At 66.8% G+C, this 24,385-nt stretch carries 19 protein-coding genes; 4 read left to right on the forward strand and 15 right to left on the reverse strand.

Annotation, left to right across the window (positions count from 1 at the left end):
• Positions 1-51 precede the first annotated feature (51 nt).
• Complete coding sequence (locus tag BMW51_RS08835; RefSeq protein WP_093005544.1) at positions 52-2,568, reverse strand: penicillin-binding protein 1A; 2,517 nt, start codon at positions 2,566-2,568, stop codon at positions 52-54.
• A gap of 66 nt (positions 2,569-2,634) precedes the next feature.
• Positions 2,635-3,879 (reverse strand): N-acetylmuramoyl-L-alanine amidase, encoded by a 1,245-nt coding sequence (locus BMW51_RS08840; RefSeq protein ID WP_177171605.1) that lies wholly within the window; start codon positions 3,877-3,879, stop codon positions 2,635-2,637.
• Between the two features lie 472 nt (positions 3,880-4,351).
• On the opposite strand from BMW51_RS08840, the gene BMW51_RS08845 reads away from it, so the two are divergent.
• From BMW51_RS08845 to BMW51_RS08855, 3 genes are all read left to right on the forward strand, one after another.
• Positions 4,352-7,111, forward strand: coding sequence for a ribonuclease E/G (locus tag BMW51_RS08845; RefSeq protein WP_093005546.1), 2,760 nt, complete (start codon positions 4,352-4,354; stop codon positions 7,109-7,111).
• Positions 7,112-7,280: 169 nt separating this feature from the next.
• Complete coding sequence (locus BMW51_RS08850) at positions 7,281-8,627, forward strand: M48 family metalloprotease (protein WP_093005987.1); 1,347 nt, start codon at positions 7,281-7,283, stop codon at positions 8,625-8,627.
• A complete protein-coding gene (locus tag BMW51_RS08855; RefSeq protein WP_093005548.1) occupies positions 8,624-9,343 on the forward strand; it encodes a DsbA family protein in 720 nt (239 codons plus the stop codon). Before BMW51_RS08850 ends, BMW51_RS08855 begins: the two co-directional genes overlap by 4 nt.
• A 706-nt stretch (positions 9,344-10,049) precedes the next feature.
• On the opposite strand, the gene BMW51_RS08860 is transcribed toward BMW51_RS08855, so the two are convergent.
• The 13 genes from BMW51_RS08860 to BMW51_RS08920 form a co-directional block, all read right to left on the reverse strand.
• Complete coding sequence (locus BMW51_RS08860) at positions 10,050-10,349, reverse strand: GCN5-related N-acetyltransferase (RefSeq protein WP_177171606.1); 300 nt, start codon at positions 10,347-10,349, stop codon at positions 10,050-10,052.
• Positions 10,346-10,552, reverse strand: a complete 207-nt coding sequence (locus tag BMW51_RS08865; protein WP_093005550.1) for a TOBE domain-containing protein — start codon at positions 10,550-10,552, stop codon at positions 10,346-10,348. The genes BMW51_RS08860 and BMW51_RS08865 overlap by 4 nt, the downstream gene beginning before the upstream one ends.
• A gap of 135 nt (positions 10,553-10,687) precedes the next feature.
• Complete coding sequence (locus BMW51_RS08870; protein ID WP_093005552.1) at positions 10,688-10,912, reverse strand: hypothetical protein; 225 nt, start codon at positions 10,910-10,912, stop codon at positions 10,688-10,690.
• A gap of 147 nt (positions 10,913-11,059) precedes the next feature.
• Entirely contained in the window at positions 11,060-12,451 is a 1,392-nt protein-coding gene (gene lpdA / locus BMW51_RS08875) for a dihydrolipoyl dehydrogenase (RefSeq protein WP_093005554.1), read from the reverse strand.
• 112 nt (positions 12,452-12,563) lie between these two features.
• Positions 12,564-13,856: a 2-oxoglutarate dehydrogenase complex dihydrolipoyllysine-residue succinyltransferase gene (odhB, locus tag BMW51_RS08880; protein WP_093005556.1), complete on the reverse strand. Its 1,293-nt coding sequence runs from the start codon at positions 13,854-13,856 to the stop codon at positions 12,564-12,566.
• Between the two features lie 27 nt (positions 13,857-13,883).
• Positions 13,884-16,850 carry a 2-oxoglutarate dehydrogenase E1 component gene (locus BMW51_RS08885; RefSeq protein ID WP_093005559.1) on the reverse strand — a complete coding sequence of 989 codons (2,967 nt, stop codon included), beginning with the start codon at positions 16,848-16,850 and terminating at the stop codon, positions 13,884-13,886.
• Positions 16,851-16,988: 138 nt separating this feature from the next.
• On the reverse strand, positions 16,989-17,873 hold the full coding sequence (gene sucD, locus BMW51_RS08890; protein ID WP_019515918.1) for a succinate--CoA ligase subunit alpha: 885 nt from the start codon (positions 17,871-17,873) through the stop codon (positions 16,989-16,991).
• Between the two features lie 23 nt (positions 17,874-17,896).
• Positions 17,897-18,859, reverse strand: a complete 963-nt coding sequence (mdh, locus tag BMW51_RS08895) for a malate dehydrogenase (protein WP_093005561.1) — start codon at positions 18,857-18,859, stop codon at positions 17,897-17,899.
• A gap of 123 nt (positions 18,860-18,982) precedes the next feature.
• Positions 18,983-20,077: a cell division protein ZapE gene (gene zapE, locus BMW51_RS08900; protein WP_093005563.1), complete on the reverse strand. Its 1,095-nt coding sequence runs from the start codon at positions 20,075-20,077 to the stop codon at positions 18,983-18,985.
• Positions 20,077-20,550 carry a PaaI family thioesterase gene (locus BMW51_RS08905; protein ID WP_093005565.1) on the reverse strand — a complete coding sequence of 158 codons (474 nt, stop codon included), beginning with the start codon at positions 20,548-20,550 and terminating at the stop codon, positions 20,077-20,079. Before BMW51_RS08905 ends, zapE begins: the two co-directional genes overlap by 1 nt.
• Positions 20,551-20,639: 89 nt before the next feature.
• Positions 20,640-21,422, reverse strand: a complete 783-nt coding sequence (locus BMW51_RS08910; protein WP_093005567.1) for a succinate dehydrogenase iron-sulfur subunit — start codon at positions 21,420-21,422, stop codon at positions 20,640-20,642.
• A 177-nt stretch (positions 21,423-21,599) separates the two neighbouring features.
• Positions 21,600-22,193 carry an ATP-dependent Clp protease proteolytic subunit gene (locus BMW51_RS08915; RefSeq protein WP_093005569.1) on the reverse strand — a complete coding sequence of 198 codons (594 nt, stop codon included), beginning with the start codon at positions 22,191-22,193 and terminating at the stop codon, positions 21,600-21,602.
• A gap of 47 nt (positions 22,194-22,240) precedes the next feature.
• Positions 22,241-23,206: a C13 family peptidase gene (locus BMW51_RS08920; RefSeq protein WP_093005571.1), complete on the reverse strand. Its 966-nt coding sequence runs from the start codon at positions 23,204-23,206 to the stop codon at positions 22,241-22,243.
• 154 nt (positions 23,207-23,360) lie between these two features.
• On the opposite strand from BMW51_RS08920, the gene BMW51_RS08925 reads away from it, so the two are divergent.
• Positions 23,361-24,359, forward strand: a complete 999-nt coding sequence (locus BMW51_RS08925) for an SDR family oxidoreductase (protein WP_093005573.1) — start codon at positions 23,361-23,363, stop codon at positions 24,357-24,359.
• Positions 24,360-24,385: the final 26 nt, after the last annotated feature.

Below are 24,385 nucleotides of genomic sequence, written 5' to 3' on the forward strand. Positions count from 1 at the left end.
ACGGCAACGGGGAAGCGGGTAACCCTGCCGCTCCGCCGTCGACACCTCGCTTTAGTAGATGCCGCCCTGGCGTTGCAGAAACTCGCTGTCGCGCGGTGTCGGCGCCGCACTCGGCTGCGCGCGCGGTGCCGCAGTGGGAGCGGCGCTGGGCGAATAGCGACGCGGACGGCGGGCCTCGCTCTGCGGCTTGAATGCTTCCCAGATCACGCTCGCCTTGGGGTCGTCGTCGTTCGGCCAGGGACCGAAGACGGGCCGCCCCGAGCCGCGATCGATCCTGACCATTCGGATGCCCGGCGGCGCGCGGAACGTGACGACGGGCAGGTTCTCGTACGCCTTGATCGCGAATTGCTTGAAGATCGGCACCGCGAGCGTCCCGCCCTGCGCGTAGCCGCCGAGGCCCCTCGGTGTGTCATACCCGATGTATAGCCCGCCCACCATCTGCGGGGTGCCGCCGATGAACCAAACGTCGGTCGGGCCGGTGTTGGTGCCGGTCTTGCCGAACATCGGGCGGCCGAGATCGCGGAGCGCAGTTGCGGTGCCGCGCTGCACCACGCCCTCGGTGATGTGCACCATCTGATACGCGCTCATCGCGTCCATCACCTGACGCCCGCGCGTCACCGGCCGTGGCATTGCGCGCCCGTTCCAGCGCGGCATGTTGCAGCCGTCGCAGGCACGCCAGTTCGCCGGCCAGATCACCTGCCCGTGGCGGTCCTGCACGAAGTCGATCAGCGAGGGATCGTGCCACTGGCCCTGATTGGCGAGCACGCCGTACGCATTGACCATGTGCTCGACCGTGGTTTCGCCCGCGCCCAACGAGTAGCTGAGGTAGGGCGCGTAGTCGCCGATCTGCATCTTCTTCATCAGCGCGACGACGTTCTTCATGCCCGTCTGCGCGGCGGCGCGCACCGTCATCAGGTTGCGCGACTGCTCGATCCCCCAGCGCATCGTGTGCGGCCCGGCGCCGCGCGAGTTGCCGAAGTTGCGGAAACATTTTTGCCCCAGCCGCGCGCCCTGATAGACGCAGAAGGGGCCGTCGACGATGATCGACGCCGGCGTCATGCCGTGTTCCAGCGCGGCGGAGTAGACGATCGGCTTGATCGTCGAACCGGGCTGGCGATAGGCCTGGGTCGCGCGGTTGAACGCCTGAACGCTCGCGTCGAAGCCGCCCTGCATGGCGAGAATGCGCCCGCTCGACGGCTCCTGCACCACGAAGCCGCCCGAGATGCGCGGCACGCTGCGCAGGCTGAACGAGCCTGCCGACGGCGCGACCGCGATGATATCGCCGACCTTGATCTGCCCGAAGGCCGGGGTGCCCGTGCCGCGTGCGGGCATCTGCGCGTTGCCGCGTGGCAGCGTGCCGGTGCGCCCGTCGGCGAAGCCAAGCGACAGCTCGCCTCCCTCGCGCGCGAAGACGATGCCCGCGCGCCAGTCCTTGTAGTCGAGCATGATGTTGGTGTTGAGCAGCGCGCCCTGCCACTGCGCGGGATCATCCAGGTCGACGTGGCGCAGCGGCCCCGACCAGCCGCGCCCGCTCTCGTACCGAAGCAGCCCGTCGCGCAGCGCTTCGGCGGCGTAGCGCTGCACCTGCGGGTCGAGCGAGGTGCGTACCCACAAACCGCCCGAATAGACGCTGTACGGCCCGGCCTCTGCATTCTCACCGAATTTGTCGATCAACTGGCGGCGGACCTCCTCGACGAAATAGCCGCCGACGCGTTCGAACTTGGGCGTGCGGCGACGGATCGCGCCGATCGGGTCGGCATTGGCGGCGCGTGCCTGCGCCTCGGTGATGAAGCCGTTGCGGGCCATTTCGCGCAGCACGTAATTGCGACGCACCAGCGCGCGCTCGGTATTACGAAAGGGATCGTAGTTCGCCGGCCCCTTGGGCAAGATCGCCAGATAGGCCATCTGCGCCAGCGAGAGCTCGGACAGCTCCTTGTCGAAATAGGCGTGGCTCGCCGCCTCGACGCCGTAGGCGTTACGTCCCAGGAAAATCTGATTGAGGTAGAGTTCGAGGATCTGCGGCTTGGTCAGCGTCTGCTCGATCCGGTAGGCGAGGATCGCCTCGCGCACCTTGCGCGTCGGCGAATAGGCGTTGCCGATCAGCAGGTTCTTCGCCACCTGCTGCGTGATGGTCGAGCCGCCGCGCGCGCGCTGTCCGGTGCCGAACTTGCTCGCATAATCGACCACTGCACCGGCAAGGCCGGGAAAGTCGACGCCGTGATGCTCGAAGAAGGTCTTGTCCTCGGCCGCCAGGAACGCGCGGATCAGCAGCGGCGGATATTCGGCGAACGACAGCTGGACCCGTCGCTCGCGCGCGTAGGAATAGATCGGCGCACCATCGATGCCGCGGACATTCGTCGGCAGCGGCGGCTCGTATGCTTTCAGCTTCTCCATTGAAGGCAGGTCGCGCGCGAAGATCAGCCAGAACGCCGCCATCGCGACGAGCAGCAGCGCGACAAAGGCGGCCAGCCAACGAACGAGCCGGCGCTGCCACACGCCGCCGACCGCGTTACCGATCCGGCCCAGGCGCTGCCCGAACGTCATCTTTTCCGGTGGGGAAGAAGCCATATGGCTCGCGCGTTTAGCACGTTCCGCGCCGCGCGAAAGCGTCGCGGCCGTTTGGCGGGTCCGCGCTCAGCGCAGCGCGAGCCGACGCGCGAAGTAGATTTCGACCGCGCGGCGCACGCTCTCGGCGACATTCGCTCGCCCTTCGTCGCTGGCGAGAAACGCCGCATCGTTGGTGTTGGAGATGTAGCCCGCCTCCAGCAGGATCGACGGCGTGTCGGGCGCCTTCAGCACCATCAGCGATGCCATGCGGTGGAAGTTGGGCTTGATCGCCATCAGCGGCTGCGCCTCGCGCCCGAGCAGTCGCGCGAAGCCGGCCGAGGCGTTCATCGTCTCGCGCTGCGTCAGGTCGATCAGGATCGATGACACGTCCGGATTGCGGTCGAGGTCGACGCCGTTGATGATGTCGACCTTGTTCTCGCGCGCCGCGAGCCGAGCCGCTTCCTTGTCCGACGCGACCTCGGACAAGGTGTAGGCGGTCGCCCCCGACGCCTCGGTCGATAGCGCGCTGTCGCAATGGATCGAGATGAACAGGTCGGCCTTCAACCTACGTGCGACGCCGTAACGCTCGCGCAGCACGAGGAAACGATCGTCGCTACGCGTCAGCGCGACACGCACGCGGCCCGATTTCAGCAGCGCGTCGCGCACCGCCAGCGCCATCTTGAGCGTCAGGTCCTTTTCGCGCAGTTGTCCATCGGGTGAGATCGAGCCGGGATCGTGACCGCCGTGCCCGGCGTCGATGACAACCAGCGGGCGACCGGCATCGCCGCGGACCTTCGGCATCGGCAGTTCGCGGCGTGCGGGCGGCACCGCCTGCGACACGGTATAGGTGGCGGCGCGGGTGACGGGCAGCATTTTTCCCATCCAGCTGAGCGGCGCGCTCGCGCTCGCGGCTGCGAATTGGCGTGCGGCGACCGGGCGCAGGTGGAGCGTCAGCTCGCGCGCGTCGTCGTCGAACCCGCCTTCGTCGACGATCATCGGTTCGGCGAGATCGAGCACGACGCGCGCGCCGCTTGGCCCACGCACCCCCTGGCGCACCGCGGTGACGGCGCCGTCGCGCTCTCCGCCGATCGAGCCGGGGCGTGCGCCGTCGATGTCGACCGCGATCCGCTGCGGCTCGGCGAGCAGGAAGCTGGAGGCCGCAGCGACCGCGTCGTCGAAGCGGATCACCACCTTGTCGCCGGACACGTCGATCCGCTCGACGGTGGCGGCCCAGCCCGGCGCCCCGGCAAACACGCCCAACAGCAACGCGAGCACGATCGACACGCGGCGGCCATGCCGCGACGATCGCCCATTCGTCCAGTGAAAAGCCATGCTACGCAACCCTTTGACTTAGGGGCAAGCGATAGCCAGGGGGTCTCAAATCCGGGTTGCGTAGCGGGGTTAACGCGGCGTTCGGCACGTTTTGCCGGCAGATACTTGCCGCAATCCTGCAAGAACCGGCAGTTGATGACTGGCTTAACCAATGCTAGCAGTCGTGTGACCGGAGTAGTGCACGCGCACGTCAAGCTTCGGTGACACTGCCCGAGCGACGATCCGTCGTGTCAGGGCCATCAGGTTGACGTCCGCATGTTGCATTCCGCCCGTTCGCTGTTCCGCCCGGCCTCAGCCGGCGGAGCGGGCGCGGCGTTTCCCGGCCATCAGGCGCCTGGGACTGCACGGTGGACGAAGGCATTTTCTGCAACATCGTGCGCGCCCGGTCATCCGCGGCGCGCGTCCAATCATCGCGCGGGCGCACCGCTAGCCGGACGGCCCAGCGCGCGGAGAACATTCAATGACCACGCGTATGCTGATCGACGCACGCCACCGGGAGGAAACCCGGGTCGCCGTCGTCAAGGGTAACCGGATCGAGGAATTCGATTTCGAGAGTGCGGAGCGCAAGCAGCTCAAGGGTAATATCTATCTCGCCAAGGTGACGCGCGTCGAGCCGTCGCTGCAGGCAGCGTTCGTCGATTACGGCGGCAACCGTCACGGCTTTCTCGCCTTTTCCGAGATCCACCCTGATTATTATCAGATCCCGAAGGAGGATCGTGACGCGCTGCTGCGTGAAGAGGCCGAGCATGCCGCCGAGGAAGCGAAGCTGCGCGCCGAGCTGGACGCCGAAGATGCCGGCTTCGACGAGGACGACGACGCGCACCACGACGACGACGACGCGCATGAACTCGACGACGATCATGCCGACGAGGACGACGCGCACGACGATCACGTCGACGATGCGGGCGGCGACGACGATGCAGACGGCGCGTCGGAGAACGCAGGCGGTCGCCGCCGCAAGGGTCGCCGCTCGAACGGTGACGATCAGGTCGAGGCGCTGCGCCAGCGCCGCATGAACCTGCGCCGCCGCTACAAGATTCAGGACGTGATCCGCCGTCGCCAGGTGCTGCTGGTCCAGGTCGTCAAGGAAGAGCGCGGCAACAAGGGTGCGGCGCTGACCACCTATCTGAGCCTTGCCGGCCGCTATTGCGTACTGATGCCCAACACGTCGCACGGCGGCGGGATCAGCCGCAAAATCTCGAACGCGGGCGATCGCAAGCGGTTGAAGGCGATCATGGCGGACCTCGAGCTGCCGTCGTCGATGGGCTGCATCGTGCGCACCGCGGGGCTCCAGCGTACCAAGACCGAGATCAAGCGCGACTTCGACTATCTCGCGCGGCTATGGGACGAAATCCGCGACAAGACGCTGTCTTCCTCGGCGCCCGCGCTCGTCTACGGCGACAGCGATCTGATGAAGCGCGCGATCCGCGACATCTACAACAAGGACATCGACGAGGTGATCGTCGAGGGTGACGACGGCTATCGCCAGGCCAAGGACTTCATGCGCCTGCTGATGCCGACGCATGCGCGCAAGGTGAAGCACTACAGCGATCCGATCCCGCTCTATCAGCGCGCCGGCGTCGAGGATCAGCTCGCCGCAATGTATCATCCGGTGGTGCAGCTGAAATCGGGCGGTTACCTCGTCATCAACCCGACCGAAGCTTTGGTGTCGATCGACATCAACTCGGGCCGCTCGACGCGCGAGCACAATATCGAGCAGACCGCGACCGCGACTAACCTGGAGGCGGCGCAGGAGATCGCGCGTCAGCTGCGCCTGCGCGACATGGCCGGACTGGTCGTCATCGACTTCATCGACATGGATCACGGATCGAACGTCCGTAAGGTCGAGAAGGCGATGAAGGAGGCGCTCAAGAACGATCGCGCGCGTATCCAGGTCGGCCGCATCTCGTCGTTCGGGCTGATGGAGATGAGCCGTCAGCGGCTGCGCACCGGCGTGCTTGAGGCATCGACGCGCCAGTGCCCGCATTGCGAGGGCACTGGCCTGGTGCGCACCGCATCCTCGGCGGGGCTCTCCGCGCTGCGCCTGATCGAGGACGAGGCGGCGCGCGGCCGCGGCTCGCACTTGACGCTGCGGTGCAGCCAGGAAGCCGCCTTCTACGTGCTCAACCGCAAGCGCGGCGACATCGCCGAGATCGAGGACCGCTACGGCGTCCAGGTCGACATCCTCGCTGACGGCGAGGAGGAGGGCGCGCGCATGTCGGTCGAGGCCGCCGGTCCGCCCCCCGCCTATGCGCCCAAGTTCGACGCGCCGATGATCGAGGTCGAGGAAGACCTGGAAGACGAGTACGAAGTCGAGGAGGAAGAAGAGGCGGTCGAGGAGGAAGCGCCGGCAGAGCGCGGCCAGCGCGAGCGCGACTCCGAGGATCGCGAAGGCGGCCGTCGCAAGCGTCGCCGCCGTGGACGCCGCAACCGCGGGCGCGGCGAGGGTGAGGACTCGCACGCCGACGCTGCGGGCGAGGCGGTCGAAGCGGACGCTGACGAGGCCGATGCTGCGGACGAGTCGACCAGCGTCGACGAGGCGGACGATGGTGCGCGCGAGGAGCGCGGCGAGGGCAACGGCCGTCGTCGTCGCCGCAACCGCCGCGGTCGTCGCCGTGACGGACAGGGTGGCGCATCGGACGAGACGCAGGTTGCGGGCGAAGCGGTGAGTGAGCCCGCACCCGAAGAACAGCCCGTCGAGGCATCGTCGGAGCCGGTGATTGAAGAGCCGGTGGCCGAGGTTGAGGCGGCACCCGAGCCTGCCGCCAAGCCGAAGACGCGGCGCCGTCCGCGTGCACGTGCGGCGGACGCGACGCCCGACGCGCCGGCTGCTGCCGAGGCGGAGCCCGCGACCGCATCGGTCGAGGAAGCGCCGGCGGCCGACGATGCTTCAGCAGCGCCCGAAGCACCCGCCAAGCCGAAGCGGACGCGCCGCAAGAAGTCGGACGCGTCAGCGGTCGAGGCGGGCGACGCTGCGCCGGTCACCGATGGTCTGCCCGCGCCCGAGGTTGCGGAAGAGGCGGCTCCGGCCAAGCCGAAGCGCACGCGGCGCAAGAAGGCCGATGCCGCACCTGCCGAGGTTGAGGCGGTGCCGCAGGCCGACGCGCCGTCATCAGCGGATAAGGCGCCGGTCGCCGTCAACGCCGAGCCCTCGGGCGATGACGCACAGCCTGCATCGGATGGCGACGCATCGCCGCGTCGCGGCTGGTGGCAGCGTACGTTCGGTAATTGATCGAGCGTTGAGCAAGGCGCGTCGCCCGGATGCTTCAGCAGTGGTTCAGCGCCGCTGCGGCAAGCGTCCGGGCGATGCGCTGCTATGATCCCGCGACGGTCGGCGTTATGATGACGCTGATGCGTTTACTGATATCTCAGACCCTTATTCGCGCTGGCGGCACGAGGTGATCCGTCGACTGGTCACGTTGCTGGCGGGCGCGGCGATGCTCGCGGGCGCACCGGTGCAGGCGCAGTCGCTGCTTCGCGATGCCGAAACCGAGTCGCTGTTCCACGACATGTCGGCGTCGATCGTGACCGCGGCAGGACTTCGCCCCAACGATGTCCAGTTCGCGTTGGTCAACGACGGATCGATCAACGCCTTCGTCGTTGGTGGGCAGACGGTCTACATCCATTCGGGGCTGATCGAGGCCGCGGACAACGTAAACCAGGTGCAGGGCGTGATCGCGCACGAGCTGGGCCACATCGCCGACGGCCACGTCGCCAATGCCGATGCGGGACAGAAGCCAGCGATGGCGATGTACCTGCTGTCGATGGTGCTTGGGATCGCCACGGCGGCAGCGGGCGGCGGCGCGGCGGGTATGGGCGTGATGGCGGCGGGGCAGCAGGCCGCAATGGGGCATTATCTCGCCTTCACGCGGACGCAGGAAGCGACCGCCGACGCGAGCGCGATCAAATATCTGAAGACGGCGGGCATCTCCGCCAAGGGCATGCTGACCTTCTTCAAGGTGTTGCAGCAGCAGGAATATCGCTACGGGACTGGCAACATCGATCCTTTCATGCAGTCGCACCCACTGTCGGGCACGCGCATCGCGACGTTGGAAGGCGACGTGAAAGAATCGCCTTTATACGACAAGCCGATCGATTCCGCCTTGCAGGAGCGGTTCCGGCGCGTGAAGGCCAAGCTGCTCGGCTACGTCGCCGATCCGAAGCAGACGCTCAACGAATATCCGGACACCGATCAGTCGATCTACGCGCATTACGCGCGCGCCTACGCTTATCACAAGGCAGGCTACCCCGACAAAGCCGACGCCGAGGCGGCGGCGCTGGTCAAGGCCAAGCCCGACGACCCGTATTTTCAGGAGATCGTCGGGCAGATCTTGCTTGAGGCCGGCCGGCCAAAGGATGCGCTGGTGCCGCTGCGCGCCGCCTATGAGGGCACGCGCAGCAATCCACTGATCGGCACGACGTACGGCCACGCGCTGATCGCGACCGAGAACCCCGCCAATTACGACGAGGCGAAACGCGTGCTGCGCGTCGCAGTGCAGCGCGATGACGAAAATCCGTTCGCGTGGTTTCAGCTCGGCACCGTGTACGAAGCGACCGGTGACGAGGCACGCGCGGCGCTCGCCGGCGCGGAGCAGGCGAGCCTGACCGGCGACACGGCGACCGCGGCGGTGCGTGCGCGCATGGCGCTGGCGGGCTTGCCGAAGAACTCGCCCGACTGGATCCGCGCGCAGGACATTTCGATGACGTCGCAGGACGTGATCGACAAGGGCAAGAAGAAGCGGCGATGAACCGGGCGACCTTGTTGGGGATGGTGGCGCTGGGCGCGGCCTTCGGCGCGGGCGGCATGTTCCTCGCTGACCGAGTCGCGCCGTCCGATCTGGGCAGCGCGGACAAGGCGCGGGTCGAGCGCGTCGTGCGCGACTACGTCCTCACCAACCCCGAGCTGATCGCGCAGGCGATGCAGAAGCTGCAGGAACGCGATACCGCGCGCGCGGTGGCGGCGAGCCGCGGCGCGATCCAGGAGCCGTACGCGGGCGCGTGGATCGGCAATCCGAAGGGCGATGTGACGCTGGTCGAATATTACGACTACAATTGCGGCTTCTGCCGCGCGACGCTGCCGGTGTTGCAGAAGTTGGTCGATCAGGACCCGAAATTGCGGATCGTGTTCAAGGAACTGCCGGTCCTGTCGGCGGAGAGCCGGGTCGCCGCGCGCGCCGCGCTCGCCGCGGCGCAGCAGAATAAGTTCAAGCCGTTCCACGACGCGCTCTACGCCGCCGGGCCAGTCAGCGATGCGACGATCGCCGAGGCGGCGCGCACCAGCGGGGTCGACCTGTCGAGGCTGCCCGTTGACGCCGACGCGACGATCCGCGAGAATCTGGAAACCGCGGCCAAGCTCGGCATCACGGGTACGCCCAGCTGGGTCGTCGGCGATCAGGTGCTGACCGGCGCGCTGCCGATCGACCAACTGCAATCCGCCATCGCCCGCGCCCGCGCGACGGGGTGACCGCCGCACGGGGGTCGGTGCGCTCCTTGGTTGTGGTACTTGGCGGAGCAGGCCAACGATTGATATTAGATAGGCGCGTGAAAGTGTTGCGACGGGAGTGCGGCAGCGAACGTCGGCGAATGGATTGACGTTGCCACGTGTTCCAGACGGACGCGATCCGACCTAGCGAATGCTTCGCATCGCCATCTGCTACCGGTGACGAATGGGTAAGCGTTGTTCAGCGGGTAAGCAGCTAGGCCTCTTCAATGTTTCGGCCATCCGCGATCGGACGTACCGGAGGCGGTGCAATCACCTTCAGGTCGAAGCGCAGGTCGACGGAAGAATCGAGCGGGACACGGCTGGAGCTCTATCACTGCGCAGCGGGACGCCAGCAAGCGCGGCTGAAAGATAGCAGATCGGCGCGAGCCGCAATCGCCGGCTCTAGCGGCGTAGATGAACAGGGCGGTGTCAGCACGGCGCGAAAATAAGCACCGGGACTTCGCATCGTGCCCCGCAGGACGCAAACGAGCGGATGCAAGGGACGAACGATTAGATCGCGAGATCACCGGGTTTGCAGGCTCGTGAACTTAGTGGCCGATAAGCCGCTCAGACAGTGCATCGCTGCCGAACAAGCGTGTCCGATCCGCGTCGCCAGCTTGGCTGGCGCTGGGGTGTCGCGGACTGGCGTTCGCGATCGGATCAGTTGTTCGACTTACACTCGTTCGCTTCACGCCGGCATCTTGCCCCGCCAAGCAAGCGATTGCCGGTTGAGTGCGAACAGGTCGGCGCGCCCATCGATCACCGCGTTGCCGAGTTCGATCGCGCGGGTGAGCAGCGCCGTGTCGGCGTGGGCGTAGGCCGGGCGCTTCGGGATCGCGTCGTACCACACGCCACCGACTGCGGCGTCGAGCAGGATGCGTTGAAAGCAATGGTCGTTGCGCACCGGCCAGCCGCGTGGACCAGCGAGCGCTGGCATCGTCTCGCGCGTCAGCACCAGCCAGCGCTGTTCGAGCGCGTCGCGGGTCACTTGCCGATCAGGACGTCGCTTGCCTTCACCAGCACGGTGACGCGGTCGCCGACTGCGAGGCTTAATTCAGCGATCGCTTCCTCGGTGATCGAGGAGGTGACGACGTTGCCGCCGCCGATGTCGACCTTGATCGTGCCGTTGACGGCGCCCGGATTGATCGCGGTGATCGTGCCTGGGAACTGGTTGCGTGCGCTGATCTTCATCGTCCAAATGCCTCTTTGACGCAGCCGAGACAGCAGCGTGCCACAGCGGTCATGCGACGTGGAAGGCGCGCACGCAAGGATGGGAGCAGACAGGCGCGGGGACGACCGACAAGCCGTCGCCCCCGCGTATACGGATCAGCCGTGGTGCGCCTGCGCCGCCTGTTTGCGTGCGGCGACCTTGGCGCGGTGATGCCCGACCGCGCAGCCGATCGCGGCTCCGGCGACCGCGTGACCCTTGCCGACGAAATGCCCGCCGACGCCGCCGACCGCGGCACCCTTCAGGCAGCCTTTCGCTTCGGCGGGCGCAGTGGTGATGAGCGCGGAGGAGGCGAGTGCCAGAACGATCGCTGCGTGCTTCACGATGTATCTCCTTGATGGAGCATCGCTTGTGCACCCGCGCCGCTGTCGCGGCCGTGATGGCCGGGTTAAACTTCGGTCACCGACATGGAAACGACGACGGCGCATCGCTGCACCGCCGCCGTCTGCGTGAGTCGACTTGGATGCCGATCAGATGTGGATCGGCTTGCCCGTCACTGCCATCGCGGCTTCCTTGATCGCTTCCGAGTGCGTCGGGTGCGCGTGGCAGGTGTAGGCGATGTCCTCGCTCGTCGCGCCGAACTCCATCGCCTGCGCCGCCTGCGCGATCATCGTGCCAGCGACCGAGGCGATCGCCCAGACGCCGACGACGCGGTCGGTCTTCGCGTCGGCGATGATCTTCACGAAGCCGTCGGGCTCGTGGTTGGTCTTGGCACGGCTGTTCGCCATCATCGGGAACTTGCCGACCTTGACCTCGCCTTGCTCGCGCGCGAGCTCCTCGGTCAGGCCGACACCCGCGATCTCGGGCCAGGTGTAGACGACGCTCGGGATCACGTCGTGGTTCACGATGCCGTGCTGCCCGGCGATGTTCTCCGCGACCGCGATCCCCTCATCCTCGGCCTTGTGCGCGAGCATCGGACCCGGGATCACGTCGCCGATTGCCCACACGCCGTCAACCGAGGTACGGAAGTCGTGGTCGGTCTCGACCTGACCGCGTCCGTTCGTCGACAGTCCGATCTTGTCGAGCGCGAGCCCGTCGGTGTTGGCGCGGCGACCGATCGAGACGAGCACACAATCGGCAGTCAGCGTCGTCGCCTCGCCGCCCGCGGCCGGCTCCAGCGTCATTGTCGCGGTCGACCCGTCCGACGTGATGCCGGTAACCTTGGTACCGAGCTTGAACTCGATGCCCTGCTTCTTGAAGATCTTGTTCGCTTCCTTCCGAATGTCGCCGTCGAAGCCGGGCAGAATCTGGTCGAGGAACTCGACGCAGGTTACCTTAGCACCCAGCCGGCGCCACACGCTGCCGAGCTCGAGCCCGATCACGCCGCCGCCGATCACCACCATGTGCTCGGGCACCTTTGGCAGTTCGAGCGCCCCGGTCGAGTCAACGATAACCTTCTGGTCGATCTCGACACCCGGCAAGGGCGTGACGGTCGAACCGGTGGCGATGACGATGTTCTTCGCCGTCACCTTCTGGTCGGCGACGGTGACCGTGTGCGCGTCCTCGAACGCGGCGCGGCCCTTCAGCCACGTCACCTTGTTCTTCTTGAACAGGAACTCGATCCCGCCGGTCAGCTGCTTGACCGCGTCGCGGCGCTGGCCGTGCATCGCCTCCAGGTCGAGCTCGGGCGTCACCTTGATGCCCATCTTCGCCATCGCGCCGTTCGCCGCGGCGTCGAAATATTCGGATGCGTGGAGCAGCGCCTTCGACGGAATGCAGCCGACGTTGAGGCAGGTGCCGCCCAGTGTCTCGCGGCTCTCCGCGCACGCGGTCTTGAGCCCGAGCTGCGCGGCGCGGATCGCGGCGACGTAGCCGCCGGGGCCGGCACCGATCACCAGCACGTCGTAGTCGTATTCAGCCATCGTACTTCTCCCGGGCATCAGGCCAGCGAAGGTGCTGGCGTCTCGCGCGGCAGGAGCGGGTGCGCCCCGAAGCACGAGACCCCGGCCGAGGCCGGGGTGACGCTTGATATGATTACAGGTCGATCAGGATGCGAGTCGGGTCCTCGATCGCGTTCTTGAGCGCGACCAGGAAAGTCACCGCCTCGCGACCGTCGATCAGGCGGTGGTCGTAGCTGAGCGCGAGGTACATCATCGGGCGCACCACAACCTGGCCGTTCACGACCACGGGGCGATCCTCGATGCGGTGGAGGCCCAGCACCGCCGACTGCGGCGGGTTGATGATCGGAGTCGACATTAGGCTGCCGAACACGCCGCCGTTCGAGATCGTGAACGTGCCGCCACGCATCTCGTCCATCTTGAGCGTGCCGTCCTTGGCACGGCGGCCGAAGTCGCCGATCGTCTTCTCGATGCCCGCGACCGACAGGTCCTGCGCGTCGCGGATAACGGGCACGACCAGGCCGCCCGGCGACGACACCGCAACCGAGATGTCGGCGTAGTCGTGGTAGACGATCTCGTCCCCCTCGATCGATGCGTTGACGGATGGGATGTCCTTCAGGGCCATCGTCGCGGCCTTCACGAAGAAGCCCATGAAGCCCAGGCGGACGCCGTGCTTCTTCTCGAACAGGTCCTTGTACTTGGCGCGCGCCTCGATCACCGCGGTCATGTCGACGTCGTTGAACGTCGTCAGCATCGCGGCGGTGTTCTGCGCTTCTTTCAATCGCTTGGCGATCGTCTGGCGCAGGCGGGTCATCTTTATGCGCTCTTCGCCACGCGAAGACGCACGGCCGGCGGTGGCAGCGCCACCGTCCGACGACGCGCCCGCGACGGCGGGTGCGGCGGTCGTCTGAGGCTTGGACGAGGCTGCGGTGGCCACGTCTTCCTTGGTGATGCGGCCGTCCTTGCCGGTGCCCTTGATCGTCGAGGGATCAACGCCGTGTTCCAGCACCGCGCGGCGCACCGAGGGCGAGAGCGCGGCGGGGCCGTCGCCCGCTACAGGCGCGGTGCCGTGGTTGCCGTAGCCGCCCGCGACGGGGGCAGCGTCACCCTGCGACGGAGAGGGGGAGGGCGAACTCGCCGGCGACTGCGTCACGGCGGGCTGCGGCGCGCTCGATTGCGCAGGTGCCGAACCGCCCGCGTCCACGGTTGCCAGCAGCGCGCCGACCTCCACCGTGTCGCCGACCTTGACCGCGTGCTCGCCCATCACACCCGCCACCGGCGAGGGAACCTCGACCGACACCTTGTCGGTCTCGAGGCTCGCGATCGGCTCGTCGGCGGCGACCTTGTCGCCCGGCTGCTTGAGCCACTCGCCGACGGTCGCTTCGGTGATCGATTCGCCCAGCGTGGGCACCAGAACTTCGGTTGCCATGATCTTTTCCTGTGTTGAGCGAAGGGGTCAAGCGCCGGCCGAGCCGGCCTTCTTGGTAGTGTCGGCCTCGCGCGTGCGGCGGATTTCCTCGCGCACGTTATGCCCGAGCGCGTCGGCGATCAGCGCGCCTTGCTCGGCCTGGTGGCGCTTCATCAGGCCCGTCGCGGGTGAGGCGGCAGCGGCGCGGCCGGCGTAGCGCGGACGCTTGACCGGGCAGTTCGCCATGCCGAGCACTTCCTCGATGAACGGCTCGACGAAGAACCAATAGCCGTTGTTGCGCGGTTCTTCCTGCGCCCAGACGACCTCTTCGAGGTTTGGCATCCGCGCGATCCGCTCGACCAACGACTGCGTCGGAAAGGGGTAGAGCTGCTCGACGCGCACGATCTGCGTGTGCTCGTCGCCGGCGGCATCGCGCGCCTCCATCAGGTCGTACGACACCTTGCCGGTGCACAGCACCAGCCGCTTCGTTGCCGCATCCGCGGGCGCCGCCGGGTCGGAAAGCACGCGGCGGAAATGCGTGTCGCGCTGGAAGTCCGCCGCGCTCGACACCGCCAGCTTGTGGCGGAGCAGCGATTTGGGCGTGAACACGACCAGGGGCTTGCGGAAGTTGCGGTGCATCTGCCGGCGCAGCAGGTGGAAATAGTTCGCCGGGGTGGTGCAGTTCGCGACCTGGATGTTGTCGCCCGCGCACGCCTGCAGAAACCGCTCGGGCCGGGCCGAGCTATGCTCCGGACCCTGGCCCTCGTAGCCGTGCGGCAGCAGCATCACCAGACCATTCGCGCGCAGCCACTTGGCCTCGCCGCTCGTGATGAACTGGTCGATCATGATCTGCGCGCCGTTGACGAAGTCGCCGAACTGCGCCTCCCACAGCACCAAAGTCTTCGGATCGGCGAGCGCGTAGCCGTACTCGAAGCCGAGCACGCCGTACTCGGACAAGGGCGAGTCGAGTACCTCGAAGCTGCCGTGCTCGACGTTCCACAGCGGCACGTACTTGTGCTCATCGTTCTGGTCGACCCAGACGGCGTGGCGCTGCGAGAAGGTGCCGCGGCCCGAGTCCTGGCCCGACAGGCGGACGCCGTATCCTTCCGATAGGAGCGAACCGAACGCGAGCGCCTCGCCGGTCGCCCAGTCGAAGTTCGCGCCCGACTTGAACATCTCGCGCTTAGCATCGAGCACGCGCGACAACGTCTTGTGGACCGAGATTGTGTCGGGGATCGTCGTCAGCAGCCGACCGAGCGCGTCGAACAGCTTGGGCTCGATGCCGGTATCGACGCTGCGACGCTGACTGTCGGCGTCAGCCGGCGCGTGGAGCCCCGACCAGCGACCCGCGAACCAATCGGCCTTGTTGGGCTTGTACGCCGCGCCTGCCTCGAACTCGTCCTCCAACCGCGTCGTGAACTGCTTCACATTCTCGTCGACCCACGCCTGGTCGACCACGCCTTCCTGCACCAGCCGGCGGGCATAGATGTCGCTGACGCCCGGGTGGCTGCGGATCGCCTTGTACATGATCGGCTGGGTGAAGCCCGGCTCGTCGCCCTCGTTGTGGCCGAAGCGGCGATAGCACCACATGTCGATCACCACGTCGCGGTGGAACTTCTGCCGGTACTCGATCGCCATCTTGGTGGCGAAGGTGACCGCCTCGGGATCGTCCCCGTTGACGTGGAAGATCGGCGCCTGGACGCCCTTCGCCACGTCGGACGGGTAGGGCGAGGAGCGCGCGAACTGCGGGCTGGTGGTGAAGCCGATCTGGTTGTTGATGACGAAGTGGACGCAGCCGCCGGTGTTGTAGCCGCGGATACCGGAGAAGCCGAAGCACTCCCAAACGATGCCTTGCCCCGCGAAGGCGGCGTCACCGTGAATCAGGACGGGCAGCGAACGCGAGTGCGTGTCGAGGTCGCCCGCGATCGTCTGGATCGCGCGGATCTTGCCGAGCACGACCGGGTCAGCGGCCTCGAGGTGCGAGGGGTTGGCGACCAGGCTCATGTGCACCTTGTGGCCGTCGAACTCGCGGTCGGTCGAGGTGCCGAGGTGGTACTTTACATCACCCGATCCACCGATGTCGTCGGGGTTGGCGCTGCCGCCCGCGAATTCGTGGAAGATGACGCGCAGCGGCTTGCTCATCACGTTGGCGAGCACGTTCAACCGGCCGCGATGCGCCATGCCGAACACGATCTCGTTGACGCCTGCCGCCCCGCCGTACTTGATCAGGCTCTCCAGCGCGGGGATCATACTCTCGCCGCCGTCGAGGCCGAAGCGCTTCGTGCCCACGTACTTGCGGCCGAGGAACTTCTCCCACTGCTCGGCCTCGATCACCTTGTTGAGGATCGCCTTCTTGCCCTCGGGCGTGAACTCGATCGCCTTGTTCTTGCCCTCCATGCGGTCCTGGAGAAAGCGGCGCTCCTCGACATCGGCAATGTGCATGTATTCGAGGCCGACATTGCCGCAGTAATTCGCGCGCAGCGTGTCGACGACCTCGCGTACGGTTGCCCACTCTAACCCGAGCGTACCGCCGAGATAGACGGGCCGGTCGATGTCGTTGTCGGTGAAGCCGTAATATTCGGTCTTCAGATCCTCGGGCAACTCACGCAGCCCCGAGAGGCCGAGCGGGTCGAGGTTCGCCGCCAGATGGCCGCGCACGCGGTAGGTGCGCACCAGCATCTGTACGCGGATCGAATCGCCCGCGGCGCGGATGATGTCGTCCTTCGAAGGGGCGGGGGCAGTCGAGGCGGGCTTCGCGCCGCCCTTCGCGGGCTTGGGCGCGGGCTCCATCTGCGTCGGATCGAGCGCGGCGGTCAGGTCGTCGGTGGTGGTGAGCGGCCAGCGCTGGTTGGTCCAAGACGGCGAGCTGCTCGCGCCCTCGAGTCCTTCGAAGAAGGTGCGCCAGCCCGGCTCGACGCTGTCGGGCGCGGACTTGTAGCGGGCGTAGAGCGTGTCGATGAACGCGGGGCTGACGCCGCCGGCGATGTCGCTGAAATCCTGACCTTCGAAGCCCATCACACACCTCATGTCTCGCCGGCGAAGGCGAGGGTGGGGCCGGCCGCCTCGAAGGCGGCAATCGGACGAGCGCGGGTGGCCCCGGTTACAAGCGCCCGTCCGTCATTCACGTGTCGCCCGCGAACGGACGACAGCGCCTCAACCCTTCAGCACCTCGAGCAGCGTCGAGCCGAGCTCGCTCGGGCTTGCCGCAACCTTGATGCCGGCCGCTTCCATCGCCGCGATCTTGCTCTCGGCGTCGCCCTTGCCGCCCGACACGATCGCGCCGGCGTGGCCCATGCGACGGCCCGGAGGCGCGGTGCGGCCCGCGATGAAGCCGGCCATCGGCTTCTTGCGACCGCGCTTCGCCTCGTCCTTCAGGAACTGTGCCGCCTGCTCCTCGGCGTCGCCGCCGATCTCGCCGATCATGATGATCGACTCGGTCGCGTCGTCAGCGAGGAACAGCTCCAGCACGTCGATGAAGTTGGTGCCGTTGACCGGATCGCCGCCGATGCCGACCGCGGTGGTCTGGCCCAGGCCGGCGTTCGAGGTCTGGAACACCGCCTCGTAGGTGAGCGTGCCCGAGCGGCTGACGACGCCGACCGAGCCTTTACGGAAGATGTTGCCCGGCATGATGCCGATCTTGCACTCGCCCGGCGTCAGCACGCCGGGGCAGTTCGGGCCGATCAGCCGCGACTTCGAACCCGACAGCGCGCGCTTGACGCGGACCATATCGAGTACCGGAATGCCTTCGGTGATGCAGACGATCAGTGGCACCTCGGCGTCGATCGCCTCAAGGATCGAGTCCGCGGCGAAGGGCGGCGGCACGTACACCGCGCTGGCGGTCGCGCCGGTGGCGGCGACGGCCTCGTGCACCGTGTTGTAGATCGGCAGACCGAGGTGCTCGGTTCCGCCTTTGCCCGGCGTCACGCCGCCGACCATCTGCGTACCGTAGTCGAGTGCCGCCTGCGTATGGAAGCTGCCGGTGTTGCCGGTCATCCCTTGCGTGATGACCTTGGTATTCTTGTCGACGAGGATGCTCATCGGGGGTCCTTTTCGTCAGCCGTTCAGGCGAGCGTGTTGTCGATGCCGCGGCACGCGGTCAGCAGTTCCTTGACCGCGTCGACCGATACCTGGAGGTTCTGCTTCGCCTCGTCGGAGAGCTTCACCTCGACGATCTTCTCGACGCCGTTCGCGCCGATCACGACGGGAACGCCGACGTAGAGGTTGTCGATGCCGTACTCACCCGACAGGTTCGCGGCGGCTGGCAGAATGCGCTTCTGATCGTAGAGATACGCCTCCGCCATCGCGATGCCGCTGGTCGCGGGGGCGTAATAGGCCGAGCCGGTCTTCAAAAGCGCGACGATCTCACCGCCGCCGCCGCGCGTGCGCTTGATGATCTCGTCGACCTTCTCCTTGGTGGAGAAGCCCATCTCGATCAGATCGCTGACCGGAATGCCGCTGACGGTCGAATATTCGAGCACCGGCACCATCGTGTCGCCGTGACCGCCGAGCACGAAGGTGTTCACGTCCTTCACCGACACGCCGAACTCGTCGGCGAGGAAGTGCGAGAAGCGGGCGCTGTCGAGCACGCCTGCCATGCCGACGACCTTGTTGTGCGGCAGGCCGGAGAATTCGCGCAGCGCCCACACCATTGCGTCGAGCGGATTGGTGATGCAGATGACGAACGCGTCGGGGGCGTTGTTCTTGATGCCCTCGCCGACCGCCTTCATCACCTTCAGGTTGATGCCGAGCAGGTCGTCGCGGCTCATGCCGGGCTTGCGCGCGACACCCGCGGTGACGATGATGACGTCCGCGCCGGCGATGTCGGCGTAATCGTTGGAGCCGGTGATCTTGGCATCGAAGCCTTCGACCGGCCCGCACTGCGACAGGTCGAGCGCCTTGCCCTGCGGCACGCCTTCGACGACGTCGAAGAGAACGATGTCACCCAAACCCTTGAGCGCAGCCAGGTGCGCGAGCGTGCCGCCGATATTGCCGGCGCCGATCAGCGCGATCTTCTTGCGGGCCATTCCATCCCCTCTCGTCGTTACGGTGGATGGTTAGGTCGCCTACGCCCTTTGGCGGCGCGCGACAACCCGCAAAAGGCCTTGTTACCAGATTGTACTGATAACGGTTCGCAATATCGATAGGCGTTATCCCTGGCCGTGTCCCTGTGCCAGATAGTCCTCCGACCGCATCTCTTCCAAGCGGCTCACCGTGCGTTCGAACTCGAACCGTCCGTCGCCGACAGGATAGAGCTGGTCGGGCTGCGCGTCGGCGGCGGCGAGCAGCTTGACCTTGTACTCGTACAACGCGTCGATCAGGCTGACGAAGCGCGCCGCTTCGTTGCGCATGTCGGGACCGAGCTGCGGAATGCCGACGAGAATGACGGTGTGATAGCGCCGCGCGATGCAGAGATAGTCCCCTGGTCCGCGCGCCTCGCCGCACAGCCGCTTGAAGCTGAATACCGCGACACCCTTCAACGCCTTGGGCACGTGGAGCGTGCGGCCCTGCACCGACAGCTCCTCGCTCGGCACGTGCTCGCGATCCTCGGACGGATAGTCGGTCAGCCGAAAGAACGCGTCGGAAAGCTGCCGCGTCGCCTCCGCGCCGTTGGGCACGAGCCACGTGTCCTGCTGACCCAGCCGGTCACGGCGGTAATCGACCGGGCCGTTGAGTGCCAACACGTCGAGCCGCTCGCCGATGAGTGCGATGAAGGGCAGGAAATGTTCACGATTAAGCCCGTTTCTGTAGAGCTCGCCCGGCGCGCGGTTGCTGGTGGTGACGATCGTCACCCCCGCCTCGATCATCGCGGTGAACAGCCGCGACAGGATCATCGCGTCGGGCGAGTTGGTCACCATCATCTCGTCAAACGCGAGCAGGCGGGCGTCCTCAGCGAGCGCTCGGGCGACGGGCAGGATCGGATCGCCCGCTTCCTTGCGACGCTCGACCGCAATGCGGCCGTGAACCTCGATCATGAACTCGGCGAAATGGACCCGGCGCTTCGCGGGCACGTCGACGTGATCGAAGAACAGGTCCATCAGCATCGACTTGCCGCGGCCCACATCGCCCCACAGGTAAACACCCTTTGCCGGAACCACCCGTTTCCGGAATAATCCGGTGGTCCGAGGATGCTCCAACTCGTTCGCAAGCGCGTCGAGGCGGTCGGCGGCCGCGGCCTGCTCGGTATCGGGGCGGAGCTCGTCCGCGGCGATCAGCGCATCGTAGGCGGCGCGGACACCTGCCATCAGCCGGCGCTCGGCTTGCGGATGGTGCCGGAGAATTCGGCGATGGTCATGTCGAGTTGCACGAGCAGCCCGCGTACGAAGATCAGGCGGCGTGTCTCACGCAAGATTTCGACCTGCGCTTCCAGCGGTTCGCCGACGCGCCCCGCGCCGATGAAGTGGGTGTTGAGGTCGAGCGTCACCGCTGGCCCGGCCGAGAGCACACCGAAACTGCGGAGTGCCGCGAACAGCGCGACGTCGATGAAGCCGAGCAGCGCGCCGCCGTGAACGTTGTTGCCGAAGTTCGAGTGGCGATGTTCCGGCATCATGCGAACGCGGGCGAGCGCGTCTTCCTGCCGAACGATCACGTCGCCTAGAAACGAGTTGAAGCGGGTATCGTCGCGGAAGCGCCAGTGCATCCAGCCCGGATGGTCGGGATGTTCGTCGAAGAGGAAGGCGCGCGAGGGTGCGGCGTCGCTGTGGTCGCTACGGTCCATGCTGATCCAGTCGTGCCGGCGGCGGAAACGTGTTCAGGCACGCGCCGCGGCAGGACCGGCATGAACAGTGGCGTGAAGCGGCTGGCGGATCAGACGATCCGCTCGACCTCCATCTTCTTGATTTCGGCAATCGCCTTCGCGGGCGAGAGGCCCTTGGGGCAGACGTTGGCGCAATTCATGATCGTGTGGCAGCGATACAGGCGGAATGGATCCTCCAACGCATCGAGCCGCTCGCCCGTCATCTCGTCACGACTGTCGGCGAGCCAGCGATAGGCCTGGAGCAGGATCGCCGGCCCCAAAAACTTGTCGGAATTCCACCAATAGCTCGGGCACGAGGTCGAGCAGCATGCGCACAGGATGCACTCGTACAGCCCGTCGAGCTTCGCGCGCTCCTCCGGGCTCTGCAACCGCTCCTTGCCCGAGGGCGGCGGGGTGACGGTCTGCAGCCACGGCGTAATCGAGGCATATTGCGCGTAGAAGCGCGTGAAGTCGGGCACCAGGTCCTTGACCACGTCCATCGCGGGCAGGGGGGTGATCTTCACCTCGCCCTTCACGTCCTCGATCGCGGTGGTGCAGGCGAGGCCGTTGCGCCCGTCGATGTTCATCGAGCACGAGCCGCAGATGCCCTCCCGACACGACCGGCGGAAGGTAAGCGAGGAGTCCTGCTCGCCCTTGATCTTGATCAGCGCGTCGAGCACCATCGGCCCGCACTCGTCGGTGTTGACCTCGAACGTGTCGAAGCGCGGGTTCTCGCCCGAGTCCGGATCGTAGCGGTATATCTTGAAGTTGCGCATCTTGCCGCCGGGCTGCGGCGAGGGGTGCTTGCTGCCGCCCTTGATCCGGCTGTTCTTGGGCAGGGTGAACTCGGCCATGCGCGTCTCTTACTCATCTGGTGGCAGGATCGCAGGCGAGGCACGTCACGATCGCTGTCTGCTCAGTTACCCGATCGCGGCCGCAGCCGCAAACGAGCCTGCATCACTCCTAGCGCGGGCGCGCCAAGGCTCAAGATATAATACGCCGCGCCCGCGTCTGCCACCATTTGCGCAGGGTCAGATGATGTCGAGCACCAGGCCCAGGTCGCGCGCGTGGCTCGCCTCGATGTACCAATTGTGCGGCGCGCGCTGCTTCAACTCCTCCAGTGTCACCTGCGTACCGCGGACGAGATCGGCGAAGCCCTCGTCCTGGATGCGGATCGAATCCTCGATCTCGTTAAGCTTGGCGTTGAGCACGGGCGACAACGTGTTGAGCGGGCCGGACAGTTCGACCGTCGAATTCATCAGCCGCTCGTGGATCATCAGCCGCGAGTTCTTGGTCAGGAAGCGCTTGTCGGCGGGGAAGGCCGACATGAAGGTCGCGCCGGCGGAATAGACCGCGACCTTGCCGAGGAACAGCGTCTCGCGGCCGGTATACTCGCGCAACAGGCGGATCGAGTCGCCCATCGCGCGCGCCATTTCAGGATCGCCGCCCAGCGTTGTGATCGACACCACCAGCGGACCTTCCGCGGGCGCGGCGGCGAGGCCGTCGAGGAATTTGGCATACATCTGATCGTCAACGGTGCCGTAGAGCTGGATGTGCGGACGCGCGAGCAGCGGGTAATTGTTTGCGTTGCTGGGCGTCGTTGCGGGGGTGCTGGGCTGGTTCATGGCGCGCTTAGCGTCACGCGCTGCGCAAGGTTCCGCCGCTTCTTTGCCTATTTAACCTGGAGCAAGGCAATCGCGGGCCGGCCAGCGCGCGGGGTCGCGGTGGGCAGATCGCGCTCCAGTGCGGCGAGCCAGGTCCTCGCGCCGGCACCGATCGACACCTGCGGCCGTGAAGGGTCGAGCGACGAGGCACGCTCCCATCCTGCGATCAGCGTCTGCGCCTCCGTGGCCGCGCTGGCGAGTGGTTGTGGTTTTCTGAGCGCGGTGTTGACCAGCGCATCACCGAAGAAGGTCCAGTCGTTATCGGCCTGACAGCCGAACGACGGGCGATCCGCCGCCGCGGCCGTCACGATCGCGGTCGTGTCCGACGACAGCATCGGCACGAACACACCCGAATAGCAGGCGCTGAGCAGCAGCAGGCGATTGCGGACGCCGAGCGTCGACAGCTGGTTCCACAAGCGGGCAGGGGACACCGCGCCATAGCCCTGATCACCGTCGTTATAGTAAAGCCCGAACGGCGCGCCGTGGCTGGTGGTGTAGAGGATCAGCACGTCCTCCGCCGGGTCCATCACCTCGGCAACGCGCGCGAGCGCGAGGTCGAGGTTGCCGGGGCTGCCCATTGCCAGTTCGCTGTCGCGCGTGCCGTCGCTGCCGGCGAGCAGGATGACGTGGCCGTCGGCATGGTAGCGGTGCGCGAGCACCCGCGCGGCCTCGCGTGCCTCGCGCCCGAAGACGGGATCGCTGTCGAGCGCGGCGACGATCACGAACGCGTCAACCACGCCCGGCCGCTGCGGCCGGACCGCGGCGAGCGCGCGGTCGAGCCGGCGGTGTTCGTCGAGCCGCCATCGTGCGGGCCGGTCGCGTTCGACATCGATCCCCATGTCGGCCTGGACCTGCGTTTCGTTGTCGCCGCCGGCGAACACCGGGGCGGGGAGGGTGTGTCGAACGGGCTGGTAGGATTGCGCAGTCGCGACGGTCGCGATCGATGCAATGACGAGCGGCAGAAACATGCGCATGGCCAAGGTCCCCTGCGCGCAGATTAGCCGGCACGGCGCATGGCTCGTCAAGAGCGGATCGCGCTACGCTCCCGCGGTCCGCCTGTCCGGCGCTTGCGCGGGAACGCTCGTCCGTCAGGTTCGCTCTGCTGCACATGCGAGAGGATGCCCGCCTATGTCATTGAAGTTGAAGCCGCTTGATCAACAGGTGATCGTCATCACCGGTGCCTCGTCAGGGATCGGCTTGGTCACCGCGCGGCTTGCCGCAACCCGCGGCGCGCAGCTGGTGCTGGTCGCGCGTGACGAAAACGCGTTGGGCGAGATCGTGGCGGAGATCGAACAGGCGGGTGGGGAGGCCTATGCGGTCGCTGCCGACGTCGGCGACCCCGAGGCGGTGCAGCGCGTCGCGCGGCATGCGGTGGCGCGGTTTGGACACGTCGACACCTGGGTCAACAATGCCGGCGTCGCGATTTATGCCAGACTGCTCGACACGCCGGTCGACGAGCACGAACAGCTGTTCCGCACCAATTACTTCGGTGTCGTCAACGGCTGTGCCGCGGCGGTGCCGCTGCTGCGCGAGCATGGCGGCGCGCTGATCACCGTCGCCTCGATCGCCGCCGGAATGCCGAGCCCTCTGATGGGCGCCTATGCCGCCAGCAAGCACGCGGTGAAAGGCTATATCGATACGCTGCGCGCTGAGTTGTTGCAGGACAGCGCGCCGATCTCGGTTTCGCTGATCCAGCCGTCGGGGATCGACACGCCGGTCGCCGAGCACGCGCGCAACCACGTCGGCGGCAAGGCGCGCATTCCGCCGCTGGTGTACGATCCCCCGTTGGTGGCAGGGGCGATCCTCGACGCTGCGACCCGCCCGACGCGCGGCGTGACGGTGGGCGGCGCGGGCAAGGCGCAGGTGCTGTTCGCGCAACACGCGCCCGCCTTGTTCGACCGCGTGGCGGCGCTGGGTTCCGCACTGTTCATCGATCCAACGCGCAATCAGCCGCGCCCGGACAATCTGTTTGCTCCGGCGCATGACGGCGTGGAGCAATCGCGTGATCAGACGGGAAAGGGTTTCAGCGTCTATACGTCGGTGGCGCGGCATCCGGCGGCGACGCTGGCAATCGGCGCGATAGTGGCCGGGGCAGGGCTGTGGTGGCAGCGGCGCCGCGCGGCGTGATCCAACAAGAAACCCGCCGGATGCCG

This window comes from Sphingomonas palmae (assembly GCF_900109565.1).
GTDB classification, from domain to species: Bacteria; Pseudomonadota; Alphaproteobacteria; order Sphingomonadales; family Sphingomonadaceae; genus Sphingomonas; species Sphingomonas palmae.